The organism is Dyella marensis (assembly GCF_049532885.1).
Lineage (GTDB): Bacteria > Pseudomonadota > Gammaproteobacteria > Xanthomonadales > Rhodanobacteraceae > Dyella_D > Dyella_D marensis.
The window spans coordinates 5,015,208-5,028,337 of the sequence record NZ_CP064029.1; the positions used below are offsets into that span (position 1 = coordinate 5,015,208).

The 13,130-nt window shown below is 68.0% G+C and carries 12 protein-coding genes; 3 read left to right on the forward strand and 9 right to left on the reverse strand.

The genetic code is table 11. The annotated features are described in order from the left end of the window. Window positions 1–56: 56 nt before the first annotated feature. From ISN75_RS21995 to ISN75_RS22005, 3 genes are all read right to left on the reverse strand, one after another. Window positions 57–1,697, reverse strand: coding sequence for a multicopper oxidase family protein (locus ISN75_RS21995; RefSeq protein WP_343818331.1), 1,641 nt, complete (start codon window positions 1,695–1,697; stop codon window positions 57–59). A 94-nt stretch (window positions 1,698–1,791) separates the two neighbouring features. Next, a complete protein-coding gene (locus tag ISN75_RS22000) occupies window positions 1,792–3,228 on the reverse strand; it encodes an MATE family efflux transporter (protein WP_343818333.1) in 1,437 nt (478 codons plus the stop codon). 48 nt (window positions 3,229–3,276) lie between these two features. Continuing rightward, window positions 3,277–3,867 carry a DUF2239 family protein gene (locus tag ISN75_RS22005; protein ID WP_168648780.1) on the reverse strand — a complete coding sequence of 197 codons (591 nt, stop codon included), beginning with the start codon at window positions 3,865–3,867 and terminating at the stop codon, window positions 3,277–3,279. Between the two features lie 203 nt (window positions 3,868–4,070). On the opposite strand from ISN75_RS22005, the gene ISN75_RS22010 reads away from it, so the two are divergent. Next, window positions 4,071–4,598 (forward strand): lipid A 3-O-deacylase, encoded by a 528-nt coding sequence (locus tag ISN75_RS22010; protein ID WP_343818335.1) that lies wholly within the window; start codon window positions 4,071–4,073, stop codon window positions 4,596–4,598. 65 nt (window positions 4,599–4,663) lie between these two features. Here ISN75_RS22010 and ISN75_RS22015 read toward each other — a convergent pair whose 3' ends face one another. The 5 genes from ISN75_RS22015 to ISN75_RS22035 all read right to left on the reverse strand — a co-directional run bounded on the left by ISN75_RS22015 (window position 4,664) and on the right by ISN75_RS22035 (window position 9,790). Next, window positions 4,664–6,193, reverse strand: coding sequence for a DHA2 family efflux MFS transporter permease subunit (locus ISN75_RS22015; protein ID WP_167252939.1), 1,530 nt, complete (start codon window positions 6,191–6,193; stop codon window positions 4,664–4,666). A gap of 79 nt (window positions 6,194–6,272) precedes the next feature. Further along, complete coding sequence (locus ISN75_RS22020) at window positions 6,273–7,460, reverse strand: efflux RND transporter periplasmic adaptor subunit (protein ID WP_167252938.1); 1,188 nt, start codon at window positions 7,458–7,460, stop codon at window positions 6,273–6,275. 12 nt (window positions 7,461–7,472) lie between these two features. Next, window positions 7,473–8,957, reverse strand: coding sequence for an efflux transporter outer membrane subunit (locus tag ISN75_RS22025; RefSeq protein ID WP_167252937.1), 1,485 nt, complete (start codon window positions 8,955–8,957; stop codon window positions 7,473–7,475). A 29-nt stretch (window positions 8,958–8,986) separates the two neighbouring features. Then, a complete protein-coding gene (locus tag ISN75_RS22030) occupies window positions 8,987–9,415 on the reverse strand; it encodes a MarR family winged helix-turn-helix transcriptional regulator (RefSeq protein WP_246866783.1) in 429 nt (142 codons plus the stop codon). 96 nt (window positions 9,416–9,511) lie between these two features. Further along, entirely contained in the window at window positions 9,512–9,790 is a 279-nt protein-coding gene (locus tag ISN75_RS22035; RefSeq protein WP_343818339.1) for a hypothetical protein, read from the reverse strand. Between the two features lie 181 nt (window positions 9,791–9,971). Between ISN75_RS22035 and ISN75_RS22040 the strand changes: the two genes are divergently transcribed. Then, a complete protein-coding gene (locus ISN75_RS22040; protein ID WP_167252935.1) occupies window positions 9,972–10,793 on the forward strand; it encodes an AraC family transcriptional regulator in 822 nt (273 codons plus the stop codon). Between the two features lie 7 nt (window positions 10,794–10,800). Here ISN75_RS22040 and ISN75_RS22045 read toward each other — a convergent pair whose 3' ends face one another. Further along, window positions 10,801–11,073, reverse strand: a complete 273-nt coding sequence (locus tag ISN75_RS22045) for a 2-hydroxyacyl-CoA dehydratase (RefSeq protein ID WP_167252934.1) — start codon at window positions 11,071–11,073, stop codon at window positions 10,801–10,803. Between the two features lie 396 nt (window positions 11,074–11,469). Between ISN75_RS22045 and ISN75_RS22050 the strand changes: the two genes are divergently transcribed. Next, window positions 11,470–13,056 (forward strand): MASE1 domain-containing protein, encoded by a 1,587-nt coding sequence (locus tag ISN75_RS22050; protein WP_168648785.1) that lies wholly within the window; start codon window positions 11,470–11,472, stop codon window positions 13,054–13,056. The last annotated feature ends 74 nt before the right edge of the window (window positions 13,057–13,130 follow it).

A 13,130-nucleotide genomic window follows, 5' to 3' on the forward strand; every position in this document is an offset into this window, starting at 1 on the left:
ATGACAGCGCGGCGACAGGCGCAAGGGCTTGCGCAAGCGCAAAAACCAGCGGTTTTTCAGGCTTTCGGCAACAGCTTGAAAGGCCGCATCATTTCGTTGTCTTCATGCTCGAGCAGGTGGCAATGCCACACGTATTTGCCGGGCTCGCCCTCGAATCGCACGATGATGCGAGTGACCATGTCGGCGTCCGCGCGCACCGTGTCCTTCCAGCCGGCCTCATGCGGCGGCGGCGGCTGGGCGGGGCCGGTGTACTTCAGTTCCTTGCGCTCGTTCCAGGCGAACAGGTCGTAGGGGCGGCGCTCGAGAATCTGGAAGCGCACCAGGTGCAGGTGGATCGGATGCGCGTCGCCGGTGAGGTTGACCAGGCTCCAGATCTCCACGCTGTCCTGCACGGGATCTTCGGTGATGGGATCGGACCAGTGATGGCCGCCCAGGGTCATCATCATCGCGTTGCCGTTGGCGTCGTCCATCTCGCCGACGGTAAGGATGCGTTCGCGCACGGCGGTGGCGGCATCCATGCGCGGTACGGCGCGCAGCGCGGCAGGCACGGCGACCGACGCCGCACTCTTGTTGTCGCGGTTGCGCACGCGGAACTGCAGCAGCGGTTCGGAAGGCTGGCGCAGTTCCACCGTCTTGCCGTCCAGGCCGGAGAAATCGACCACCACGTCGGCGCGCTCGGCCGGATACAGCTCCACGCGCATGCGTTCCAGCGGTGTGCCGAGAAGGCCCTGGTCGCTGCCGATCTGTACGAAGGGACGGCGGCTGGAAAGGCTCAGTTCGTAATGGCGCGCATTCGCCGCATTGATCAGGCGCAGGCGGTAGCGGCGCGGTTCCACTTCCAGGTACGGATACAGCTTGCCGTTGCACAGCGTGGCATTGCCATAAGCCTCGGACACCCACGGCGCGGCCGGGTCGTCGGACACCGGATAGTAGAGCTGGCCGTCGCGCGCGATCAGCCGGTCGCACAGCATCAGCGGCAGTTCGTAGTCGCCCGAAGGCAGGGCCAGCGCCTGTTCTTCCGGATCGCGCAGCAGGTAGGCGCCGTACAGGCCGGCATAGATGTTGAGGCGCGTGATGCCCATCGCGTGGTCGTGGTACCAGAGCGTCGCGGCGTCCTGCGCGTTCGGGTAGCGGTAGAGCAGCGAGTGGCCGGGCGCGAAGGCGTCTTCCGGCCAGCCGTCGTCGTTCGGGCCGACGCGTGCGCCATGCACGTGCGCGACGGTGCGCACGTCGGGGCGGTCTTTTTCGGCGCCGTGGATGCTGTGGTCGATCGGCAGCAGATGATGCGTGGGCAGCGCGTTCGCCCACTCCACCAGAAAAGGCTCATCGCGCCGCGCTTCCAGGGTGGGTCCGGGGCTGCTGCCCTGGTAGCCCCATAGCGTGGTGGGCGGCAGGTCGCGGTGCAGGCGCGCCTGGAACGCGCGCATCTCCATGCGATAGAGCGGCAGGCGCCGGCCGGGATGCGCGGGGTGCTCGCGCTGCCCGATCGGGCGCGCCACCGGCGGCAGCGGCAGGGCATCGACGAAGCGCGCCAGCGTGGCGGGATTGACCAGCGGCTGGTTCGGCTGCGCCAGCTGCGGCGCCATGCGCTTGTCCGCCATCGGCATGGCCGGCGCCGCGCGCAGCAAGCCGGGGAACAGCGGCGCGGCGAGCACACCGCCGGCGCCGAGCAGGAAACGGCGGCGCGAGAAGCTCATGCGCACCGCCGGCAGCGAAGGAGGGGACGGGTCATCCGCCCGACCTTAGGCACGCGGCATGACAGTCGCGTGGCAGCGGGCGGGGCTGTTTAGTTTAGTCGGCGGCTTCGGCGGCCGCGGCTTCGGGCAGGCCTGGCGCCGGCGCGGGAGCCGGCGGCGCCAGCATGTGCGCCTTCTGCCAGCCGCCCCAGCGGTAATACGCCATGGCCATCAGCATCGAGGCCAGCGAGCCGAGCGGGAAGCTCCACCAGATGGCGTCGGCACCGAGCTTGGGCATCAGCGCGAAGGCGAACGGCGGGCGGATCAGCCACATCGAAATGGTGAGCACGATCAGCGGCGGCCACACCGCGCCGGTGGAGCGCACCACGCCGAACAGCACGAAGGTGATGCCGAAGAACAGGAAGGACCACACCGCGATCATGTTCAGGTGCTGGGCCAGCGCGATCGCCTCGCCGTCGCCGGGCAGGAACAGGTGCAGCGCGGCGCGGTTGAAGAGATAGATCAGCGCGATCAGGGTGCCGCCGAACAGAAAGTTGTAGGCCACGCCGGCGCGGGCGATGCGGTGCACGCGGTCCCACAGCCGCGCGCCGATGTTCTGCGCCGCCATCGAGGACACCGCCGCGCCGATCGCCATCGCCGGCATCTGCACGTATGTCCACAGCTGGGTGGCGGCGCCGTAGGCGGCGGTGGTCTGCGAGCCGTAGCCGTTGACCAGGCGCATCATCAGCATGGCCGAGGAGGAGATCACGATCATCTGCAGGCCCATCGGCAGGCCCTTGAAGATGAGCGCGCGCAGGATCGCCGGATCCGGCTTCAGATACGCCAGCTCGTCGCCGGTCAGGCGCAGGAAGTGCTTGCGCCGGTACAGCGTGGCCAGCAGCGCGACCAGGGCCAAGCTCTGCGAGATCAGCGTGGCGAAGCCCGAGCCGGCCGTGCCCATCGCCGGCACCGGACCCCAGCCGAACATGAAGAGCGGATTGAGCGCGATGTCCAGCAGCACCGACATGCCCATGAACATGAAGGGCGTGCGCGCGTCGCCGGCGCCGCGCAGGGTCATCATCAGGAAGTTGTAGAAGTACATCGACGGCATGGCCACGAACACCATGCGCAGGTAGGGCACGGCGTACGGCATGGCATCCGGCGGCGTACCCAGCTGGCGGAGCATCCACGCGGTGTTGAAGTAGCCGCACACCGAAACCAGCGTCGACAGCGCCACGAAGAAGGTGACGCCGGTGCCGACCACGCGCTTGGCTTCCACCATGTTGCGCGCGCCCAGGCTCTGGCCGACCAGGATGGTGCTGGCCATGCTCACCCCGAACACGGCGGTGAGCAGCAGGAACACGATCAGGCTGGCATTGCTCACCGCGCTCAGCGCCGACTCGCCCAGGAAGTGGCCGATCCACATCGCATTGACGGAGGCGTTGAGCGACTGCAGCACCGTGCTGCCCATGATGGGCAGCGCAAACAGCAGCAGGGTGCGGGCGATCGGCCCTTCGGTGAGCGAGGGCTGGCGGGTGGCTGGCGAGGACATGGGCTAGCGGGTGGTCCGGGCTGGAGCGAACGGCGGGACGTCAGGGCATCAGGCGATGGCGTCCGCGTCGTTCCAGGCAGCCGCCGCCAGGCGACGCGCATGATCGCGCACGTCGGAGGGCCACGTCTCGATCAATTGTCCGAAACGATCGCGCTCGCCGCGCCAGTAGGCACGCGAGGCTTCCTCGTAGTGCGGCAGGTCGCCGGCCATGGCCTGCATGAAGCGGTCCAGCGCTTCGCCGGCGCGCAGGGCGCGGTCCTGCTCGCCGCGGCGGGCGTCCTCCACCAGCCGGCGCAGGGTGGCGGAGGCGCCGCCGGCCTGTGCGGCCAGCCATTCCCAATGGCGCGGCAGCAAGGTGACCTCGCGCGCCACCACGCCGAGGCGGGGGCGTCCCGGGCCGCGCGGGGCGGCGTCGGTGGCCGCGCTGGCGAGGCCCAGGCGGGACAGCACATCGTCCACGCCGCCGCGGAAATCGATTTCCACGGGCAGGCTGGTCTGGTCGTCGAACACGAGCACCGGTCCCTTGGCGCCGGCGTCGATCGCCTGCTTGGTGGCGGCGGCCACCTCGCGCAGCGGACCCGAGGCGATCAGGCGGTGGCCATCGAAAGCGGTGCAGCTTTGGCTCTGGCTAGGGTGCATGACATTTCATCCGGGGAGAATGTGGGGTAATGCTTTTTATCCGGGTTATTGCAATTCCGCAATAACCATCCGGGCTAAACCAATTGATGCGTCTGGGGGAACGCTGCGTCGAACGAAGGTGGGATTTACGAGTTCACCTGTGATCGACGACACTTATTGAACCATATAGTTCATAAAAGAACTGTCCCCCAAAAGGCACCCCCATGCGTTTGAACAAGGTTTTTCTTAGCGCTCTTGCGTTGGCACTGGCCGGCGCTACGTCGGCCGCTGCGGCCGCGACCCACCTGGAGCTCCAGGGCGGCCGCAGCTACATGGATTCCCACGGCACCAATGCGGCGTTCGTGGAAGCTACTTTTGACGCCCACCCGATCGGCAGCAGCCGGTTCACCTGGGCGCCGGACGTCTCGGTGGGCTGGATCGGCGGCCGCAACCTTTCCCGCTACCAGGGCAACCGCTACGAGACCGGCGACGACGTCTGGCTCGTGGCCGGCGGCGCCCGCCTGCGCTACGGCAGCGACAGCGACTGGTACCAGGGCTTCTTCTACAGCCTGCAGGGCGCCGTGCAGACGGGCCGCACGATGGCGCTGAGCAGCGTGGGCGAATTCGTGAATACGGTGGGTTGGCAAGGCAAATACCTCAGCTTCCAGATCCGCCACATCTCCAACGGCGGCACGCACGGTCCTAACCGTGGCGAGACCATGGCGCTGGTAGGCGTGGGCTTCGATCTGTAAGACGCTTTCACCCCCGAAAATTGCAACGGCCCCGAACGGGGCCGTTGTTTTTTTCTCCGGAGCGGTCAGTGCCCACCGCCCGCGGCGGGTCCGGCCTTGGCCGTGAATGGCGGCCTGGTCATCCAGACCACGGCGACCAGGCTGACGAAGATCCAGCCCAGCACGTGAAACACCTCGTTGAAGGAGATCTGGTAAGCCTGCTGGGTGATCATCTGGTTGACCACGGCCGCCGCCGTCTGCGGGTCGCCGCCGCCGAGCTGGCCCAGCGCCTGCGTCGCGGTGGGGTCGTACGGCGTGATGTGCTCGCTCAGGTGGGCGTGGTGCACCACCGCGCGGCGGTCCCACATGAACGTGGTCAGCGAAGCCGAGAAGCTCGCCCCCAGCGTACGCAGGAAGGTGGCCAGGCCGCCGCCCGCGGCAATCTCGTGCGGCTGCAGGTCGGACAGCAGGATGGTCGTGACCGGCATGAAGAACAGCGCCACGCCCAGGCCCTGCAGCAACTGCACGCCGGCGATGTGCATGAAGTCGATGTCCAGGAAGAAGTCCGAGCGCAGGAAGCTGGTGGTGCCCATCACCAGGAACGAGATCGAGGCCACCAGGCGCAGGTCGAAGCGCGTGGAGTACTTGCCCACCACGAAGGTCAGCAGCACCGGCAGGATGCCCAGCGGCGCGCTGGCGAAGCCCGCCCACGTCGACGTGTAACCCAGGTTGCGCTGCATCCACTGCGGCACCAGCAGGCCGATCGCGAAGAACGCCGCATAGGCCAGCACCAGCGAGAGCGTGCCCATGCGGAAGTTGCGGTGGCGGAACAGGCGCAGGTCGACGATCGGTTCCTTGTCGGTGAGCTCCCAGATCAGGAACACCAGGATGCCCAGCAGCGCGACGATGCTGGTCACCACGATGAAGGTGGAATTGAACCAGTCCTCGTCGTTGCCCTTGTCCAGCACGATCTGCAGCGCGCCCACGCCAATGATCAGGGTGATCAGGCCGACGTAGTCCATCTTCGGCCGCGTGGTCACGTCCTTGCGCTCCTTCATCTGCGCGCCGATGACGAAGCTGGCGAAGATGCCGATCGGCACGTTGATGAAAAAGATCCACGGCCACGAATAGTTGTCGGTGATCCAGCCGCCCAGGATGGGGCCTGCGATCGGCGCCACCACCGTCACCATCGCCAGCAAGGCCAGCGCCATGCCGCGCTTGGCCGGTGGATAGATCGAGATCAGCAGCGCCTGCGTCACCGGATACATCGGCCCGGCCACCGCGCCCTGGATGGCGCGGAACAGGATCAGCATGCCCATGCTCTGCGCGATGCCGCACAGGAACGAGGCCAGCGAGAACAACAGGGTGGACCAGATGAACATCTTCACCTCGCCGAAGCGGCGGGTGAGGAAGCCGGTGAGCGGCAGCGAGATGGCCATGCTCACCGCGAACGAGGTGATCACCCAGGTGCTCTGGTTCACGCTCACGCCGAGGTTGCCGGCGATGGTCGGCAGCGACACGTTGGCGATGGTGGTGTCCAGCACCTGCATGAAGGTCGCCAACGACAGGCCGACCGTGGTCAGCGCCATGTTGGGGGGACGGAATTGTGTGCTCATGGGATAGGCGTGCCGGAGGGCGTGGGGGAGAGAAGGCCGGCTGCGGCGGGTTCCCGTGGGGAAACCCGCCGCCGGCGGCTTACTTCTGGCCGGCCATGTTGGCGTGGATGATCTGGCCGATCGCGCTGTCGGCTTCGGCCATCTGTTTGGCGTAGACGTCGGTGTTGAAGGCCGGCTGGGTCGGCGCCTGCCTGGCCAGCATTGGGCCGGTCTGGTCGTGCAGGTTCACTTCCACGTCGGTGGACAGGCCGATGCGCAGCGGGTGTTCGTCGAGCTGCTTCGGATCGTCGAAGAACACGCGCACCGGCACGCGCTGCACGATCTTGATCCAGTTGCCGGTGGCGTTCTGCGCCGGCAGCAGCGAGAACGCGCTGCCCGTGCCCACGCCCAGGCTCTGCACATGCGCCTTGTAGGTGACCTTGCCGCCGTACACGTCGGCGCGGATCTCCACCGGCTGGCCGATGCGCATGTGGGTGAGCTGGGTTTCCTTGAAGTTGGCGTCGATCCACACCTGGTGCAGCGGCACCACCGCCATCAGCGGCGCGCCGGTCGCAACGCGCTGGCCCAGCTGCACCGAACGCTTGGCGACGTAGCCGTCGACCGGCGCCACGATGGTGGTGCGCAGGTTGTCCAGGTAAGCCGCGCGCAGCTTGGCGGCGGCGGCCTGCACGTCCGGATGCGAAGCGACCACGGTGTCGTCGACCAGCACCTTGCTGGTTTCCAGCTGCTGCTGCGCGGTGATCAGGCCGCTTTCGGCGGTGGTGAGGGTGTCCTGCGCGTGCGACAGCTCCTCGGCCGAGATGGCGCCGGACTTGGCCAGGTCGCGGCGGCGGTTGAAGTCGGCGCGCGCCTTGTCGACCGCCACCTTGCGCGCGGCGACGTCGGCCTGCGCGCCGGAGACATTGCTGTACAGGCCGCGCACGTGGCGCACGGTGCTGGCCAGGCTGGCCTTGGCTTCGGCCAGGGCGACTTCGGTGTTGCTCGGATCGAGCTTCACCAGCACGTCGCCGGCATGCACCAGGTCGCCGTCGTCGGCGCCGATGGTGACCACGGTGCCGGGCACCTGCGGGGTGATCTGCACCACGTTGCCGTTGACGTAGGCGTCGTCGGTGCCTTCGTACCAGCGGCCGTCGAGGAAGTACCACGCGGTCCAGCCGGCGGCGGCAAGGATCACGGCCACGCCGAGCAGGCGCAGCAGCAGGCCGCGGCGGTTCTTCGGGGGCTGGGGAGCGGCGTTGTCGGCCGCGAGCGGAGTTTGGCTAGACATGGCGAAAAGCCTTCAGAGAGAGCGTGCGGAAACGGAGGAAGAAGACGCGGCGGAAGCCGGCGCGGAGGCGACGTCATGCGCCTCGCCCTGCGGACGGAAGCCGCCGCCGAGCGCCTGGATCAGCTGCACCGAAAGATCGACCTGCTGCGACTGCAGCGCGGCCATGCGCTGCTGCGCCTGCAACAGCTGCTGGCGCACGATCAGTGCCTCCAGGTAGTTGCCGATGCCGGCCTTGTAGCGCTGGTCGGAGAGCTGCCAGGCCTGGGTGGCGGCGTCGAGCGCGCGCTGCTGCGCGTCGATCTGGCGCTGCGCGGACTGCAGCGCGTTGTAGTCGTCCGACACTTCATTGGTGGCGGCGACCAGGGTCTGGTTGTACTGCGCCACCGCCAGGTCGTACTGCGCGTCCTTGCCGGCAAGGTTCGCGCGCAGGCGGCCGCCGTCGAAGATCGGCAGGCTGATCGACGGCGCCAGCTCGTAGAAGCGGTTGCGCAGGCTGAAGAGATTGCCGCCGCCCAGGTTCAGCACGCCGGCCATGGCGCCGATGCTGACGTTGGGCATGAACTCGCTCTTGGCGACCTTGATGTCCTTGCCGGCCGCCTCGACGCGCCAGCGCGCGGCGACCAGGTCGGCGCGGTGGCCGATCAGGTCCACCGGCAGGTTGCCGGGCACCCGCAGCGCGGCCGGCTTCAGGGCCTGCGGGCGCTGGATGTCCAGGCCGCGGTCCGGACCCTTGCCCAGCAGCACCGACAGGGCCGAGCGCGCCGCATCGATGGAGCGGTCGGCCGCGGCCTGCTGCTGTTCGGCGGAAGCGACTTCGGTATCGGCCTGCTTGAGCTGCAGCTGGTTGTCGATGCCGGCGCTGACGCGCTGGCGGGTAAGGTCGCGGGCGCGGTTGGCGCGTTCCAGTTCGGCCTTGGCCACGTCCTGTTGCGCATAGGCGTAGCCGAGCTGGGTGTAGGCGCGGGCCACGTTGGTGGACAGCTGGATGCGCGCGGCCTGGCGGTCGATCTCCGCGGCGCGCGCCTCGCCCAGCGCGGCTTCCCAGGCGGCGCGCTTGCCGCCCCACAGGTCCAGGCCCCAGTTGAAGCTGGCATAGCCGTACTTGGCCCAGGCGAAATGGCCTTCCGGCGCGATCAGCCCGTCCGGCAGGCGCGCGCCGGCGATGCTGGCGCCCGCGTTCACGGTGGGGCCGCGCGCGGCATCGGCCGCGCCGACGGTGGCCTGGGCCTGCCGGGCGCGCGCATCGGCGGCGGCCAGGCTGGGGTTGTCGCGCAGCGCTTCGCCGATCAGCGCATCGAGCTGGCTGTCGCCCAGAGCGCTCCACCAGTCCTGCTGCGGCCAGGCCGCCGGCGAGACCTCGATGCCCTGGAGGCTGCGCTCGCTCTTGAGCGCGGAAGCTTCCGCGAGCGTGCCGGACGGATGCAGGCCGCCGCTGCTGACGCAGCCGGCCAAAGCCAGGCTCAGTCCGATCGCCGCCGCCGTGATGTGCAGACGCATGGTCATAAGTCCAGAAGTGAAGTGGTGGATCAGTGCCTGTCGCGCAATGCGTGCAGCACGCGCGTGAGGTAGTCGCGCAACTGCTGCCGCTCGGTCTCGTCCAGCGATACCTGGGCGGCTTTCACGACGCGGTCGTTGCAGTTGATGAGTTCCTGCGTCATCGCCTGGCCTTCGTCGGTCAGCTCGATGCGCAGGGCGCGCCGGTCTTGCTCATGCGGGCGCCGGCGCAGGTAGCCCTTGCCTTCGAGCTGGTCGAGCTGGCGGGTCATGGCGCCGCCGTCCAGCTCGATCGAGCGGGCCAGTTCGCCCGCCGTCATCGGCCCCAACGCGGACAGCCGCTTGAGGATCAGGAACTGGGTGAAGCGCAGCTCGATGCCCCGGGCGGCCAGTTCGGTCTCCATGGCGCGGACGATTTCCGTGCGCACGGCGGCCAGCAGCATGCCGATGCTTTCCTGCATGGGGGGATTGGCGGGATTCATAGCCGCGCATTCTATTGCCGCTCAAATATTTGTCAAGGCAAATATATGACAAGCATATTCTGCCTTCGCAAATATTCAGGCTGCCGCCAGCGGCCGCGGCCGCGACGGGACCTGCGCACGCCGCGCCGCCAGCTCGTCGGCGACCATGGCGGCCAGGGCCGGGTCGCGGATGGCGAACAGGTCGAACACGCCCAGCGCCTGCAGGGCCGGCAAGGCGTCCAGCAGTTTCGGTTCCACCTGGCGGCGCAGGCTTTCGGGGGTAAGCGGGTCGAGCATCAATTGGGCGCTGACCACGAAACGGGTCAGAACCTCGGCGGCGTCCATCGGAATGGACGGCGAGTCTTGGGCTGACATGCCAGTCTCCTTCAGGAAGTTTTCCAGTAGGACGTCCGCGGAGGCTTGAGCGTGACCGCGCGTGGCGAGGGGACGTCGCGCCCGGGGTAGGCGCAGTACGTAAGCCTAGGCGGAGGCCTTAATGGCCTGATATCGTCAGAGGGACAATTTGTATCTAGAACCGGTCATTCGATATATCGCCATGTCCGACACCCCGCACGGCTCCATCGAACATTTCCATTGGCTGGAAAGCGCCGAAGGCCCCGACCTGATCGCCTACGTGCTCAACGGCGAGGGCAAGAACAAGGCCTTCCACACCGTGGAATCGGACTGGCACAGCCACGTGCGCGGCCAGTTCTTCTACCTGGAAAGAGGCCTGATCAGCGTACGCACCGCCTACGGCGCCTGGACCCTGCCCCCGCACCGCGTGGGCTGGCTGCCGCCGGGGGAGCTGCACACCGTGCGCGTCGCCGAGGCCACCCAGGGCTGGGGCGTCTACGTCGCGCCCAACGCCTCGGCAGGCTTGCCCGGGCGCACCTGCGTGCTCAACGGCAACGAGCTGATGCGCGCCCTGGTGCTGCGCGCGGCGACCTGGTCGCCGATGCAGCCGCTGGTGGAGGAGCAGGAACGCCTGCTCGCCGTGCTGATGGACGAAATGCGTCGCGCCCCGGAAGAACCGCTGCACCTGGTGCTGCCCAGCGACCGCCGCCTGCTGCGCATCGCCCACGCGGTGCTCGAACACCCGGACGACGTGCGCACGCTGGAGGAATGGGCCGACTGGGCGGGGCTTTCGCCTCGCACGGTGACGCGCCTGTTCCGCTACGAAACCGGCAGCAGCTTCGCCCAGTGGCGCCAGCAGGCGCGGCTGGCCCGCGCATTGGAGCGGCTGGCCTCGGGCGAGGCGGTGGCCAGCGTGGCCGACGCGCTGGGCTATGCCAGCGTCAGCGCCTTCGTGGCGATGTTCCGGCGCAGTTTCGGGCTGTCGCCCGGGCGCTATTTCGATACGCAGGCGGTGATCGCCTGAACGGCCTTCAGGAGGCGCTTTTCGGCTTGCGGCCGCGTTTGGGCTTGGCGTCCCTGGCGGCGATCAGCCCCTGGATATAGCCGACGCCGTCCGGTTCGGGAAAGAACGCGACCACGTCGGCCACCGAGAGGTCGTAGCGCTTGCGCAGCTCGAGAAATTCCTCGCGCGCGCGGGCCATGCGCGTAGCGCCGCTAGGCTTGCCTGCATCCGCTTCCTGCTTCTGATCGAGCGCGGCGAGCTCTTCCTGGAAGCGCCGGTATGCGTCTTTGGGGATGGTCATCGAAGGCGGGGAGGTCGACCGGAGCGGACATTGTGGCACGAGGCCCCGGCCCGCCGTAGCGGCATAAAGGCTGAAAGTTTCACGTAAGTGAACGGCAACGTCCTATCCTTGGCGCCGCTTCGACTGTCCATTTGCGACGAGATCGGCGATAAGTCGCGGCCGCCCGCAGTACAAACGGGCGTCGTTCCGGCGGACGGGAGGGTCGCGTCCGGAGCTTTAGGGGAAAGCGGAACTCAAGGCCATCCACGCGGCGTCCGTTAACGTTACCGGCCATGTGGAATCCTTCACTATGGTTTCACGGCTACCGCTGTCCCATTCGATAATTTGCTGTATCCGCAGGCGGCCGCCTTCACATTTGTCGAAGCCGATCGCTCTAACAAGCTCAGGGGAGCCGGGATGCAATCGAGAGCTGTGGAGAATCCTCTGCTACGCCATGGAGCGGCGGCGCTGCTTTACGCCTTGGGTTTCGTATTGCTGCGCCAGGTCTCTTTTTCGTATTGGGTACTGTTCGCCGGTTATCGCCTGACCGTCCTGCTGCTGGTGCCGCGGCGCTACTGGCCCGCGCTCGCCGTGGGCGAACTCGGCCCGCTCGGCTATACCGCGTGGCTGTGCATGGACGATTTCGGCGGTACCTGGTCGGCCATCATGATGGTGCCGCCGATCGCGCTGGCCATGCCGGTGGTGCATCTGTGCCGCGAGCGCTGGCAACTGTTCCAGGGTCGCCACCATGTGCGCATCAGCATCCTGCTGCTGTGCGCGCTGGCCTGTTCGCTGGTGTGGACGCTGGCCAACCTGGCCGCCGTCTCGGTGTCGATCAAGCCGGCCGGCTATCCGCCCATGGATTACCCGCTGCTGGCCGGCCGCTGGCTGATCGGCAACTACCTCGGCGTGCTGACCGTGGCGCCGCTGGCGCTGATGATCCGCGAGGTATGGCAGCTCACCTCCGCGCATGAGCGCTGGACGCGCCTGATGGACAGCCGCCTGTTCCTGGAAAGCGCGCTCGGCCTGCTGCCGGTGCTGATGCTGCTGGCCTGGATCGGCGGCGGCGGCATGGGCGAACAGGCGCGCCAGGTGGCGCGCATGAGCATGTTCATCCCGGTGGTGTTCCTGGCCCTGCGCCATGGCTGGTACGGCGTCGCCATCGGCGGAACCATGGCCAGCACGGCGGTGGTGTTCACCATGCCGGCGGCGTTCGATCCCGGCACCATGCAGGCCGAAGTGCTGATCGCCTTCACCATCTCCACCATGATGATGTTCGGCGCGCGCATCTCGGTGCTCAACCGGCGCGACCTGCAGGAGCGCCTCGACGCACGCCAGACCCTGGCCCTCGCGCAGCGCACGCTGTTCCTCGGCGAACTGCGCATGCGCCAGACCGCGATGGCGATCGAGCAGGTGCGCGGCAGCATCCAGCAGACCAGCAACCTGATGCTGGAGCGCCTGCGCTACACCGTGCCCACGTCCGAAGAACGCCAGTACCGCCTGCAGACGGCGTTGAACCAGGACCAGCTGTTCCGCCTGGCCGACAACCTCCATCCGGTGAGCTGGCGCCAGCGCGGGCTGCCGGCCGCGCTGCGCGAAGGCGCCGTGGCCCGCACCCTGGAAGCGGCCGGCGTGCGCTACACCTGCGACATCGAAGGCCGCGGCCTGAGCCAGCTCTCGCCCGGCATCCACCTGGTGCTGTACCGGACCATCGGCGAGATCGCCGGCAGCCTGTGCGGCGACCGCGACATCAGCGGCATCCACGTGCGCCTGCGCGGCGGTGCGTTCGACGGCCGCCGCTGGGTGGTGATGCGCATCGACGGCCTGCGCGACGAAGTGGCCGCCCGCGCCGTGCGCTGGGGCGAGCTGATGCAGGGCCTGGCCACCACCAGCACCGGGCTGGAAGCGATCCGCGACCAGGTCGCGCTGTTCGAGGGCCAGGTGCGCGAGCGCCGCGTCGCCCATGGCAACCGCATCAGCCTGATCCTGCACAACCCGGAATAAGCAGCAACGCCGGGCGGCATGAAAAAAAGGGCGCGCCGGAAGGCGCGCCCTTTTTGTTGGTCCGCCGGCCCCGC

What these genes read in the sequence shown, in the direction of transcription:
- ISN75_RS21995 (WP_343818331.1), bottom strand. Translation starts at nt 1,697, where the DNA reads ATGAGCTTCTCGCGCCGCCGTTTCCTGCTCGGCGCCGGCGGTGTGCTC.
- ISN75_RS22020 (WP_167252938.1), bottom strand. Translation starts at nt 7,460, where the DNA reads ATGTCTAGCCAAACTCCGCTCGCGGCCGACAACGCCGCTCCCCAGCCC.
- ISN75_RS22010 (WP_343818335.1), top strand. Translation starts at nt 4,071, where the DNA reads ATGCGTTTGAACAAGGTTTTTCTTAGCGCTCTTGCGTTGGCACTGGCC.
- ISN75_RS22050 (WP_168648785.1), top strand. Translation starts at nt 11,470, where the DNA reads ATGCAATCGAGAGCTGTGGAGAATCCTCTGCTACGCCATGGAGCGGCG.
- ISN75_RS22005 (WP_168648780.1), bottom strand. Translation starts at nt 3,867, where the DNA reads ATGCACCCTAGCCAGAGCCAAAGCTGCACCGCTTTCGATGGCCACCGC.
- ISN75_RS22015 (WP_167252939.1), bottom strand. Translation starts at nt 6,193, where the DNA reads ATGAGCACACAATTCCGTCCCCCCAACATGGCGCTGACCACGGTCGGC.
- ISN75_RS22040 (WP_167252935.1), top strand. Translation starts at nt 9,972, where the DNA reads ATGTCCGACACCCCGCACGGCTCCATCGAACATTTCCATTGGCTGGAA.
- ISN75_RS22030 (WP_246866783.1), bottom strand. Translation starts at nt 9,415, where the DNA reads ATGCAGGAAAGCATCGGCATGCTGCTGGCCGCCGTGCGCACGGAAATC.
- ISN75_RS22000 (WP_343818333.1), bottom strand. Translation starts at nt 3,228, where the DNA reads ATGTCCTCGCCAGCCACCCGCCAGCCCTCGCTCACCGAAGGGCCGATC.
- ISN75_RS22035 (WP_343818339.1), bottom strand. Translation starts at nt 9,790, where the DNA reads ATGTCAGCCCAAGACTCGCCGTCCATTCCGATGGACGCCGCCGAGGTT.
- ISN75_RS22025 (WP_167252937.1), bottom strand. Translation starts at nt 8,957, where the DNA reads ATGCGTCTGCACATCACGGCGGCGGCGATCGGACTGAGCCTGGCTTTG.
- ISN75_RS22045 (WP_167252934.1), bottom strand. Translation starts at nt 11,073, where the DNA reads ATGACCATCCCCAAAGACGCATACCGGCGCTTCCAGGAAGAGCTCGCC.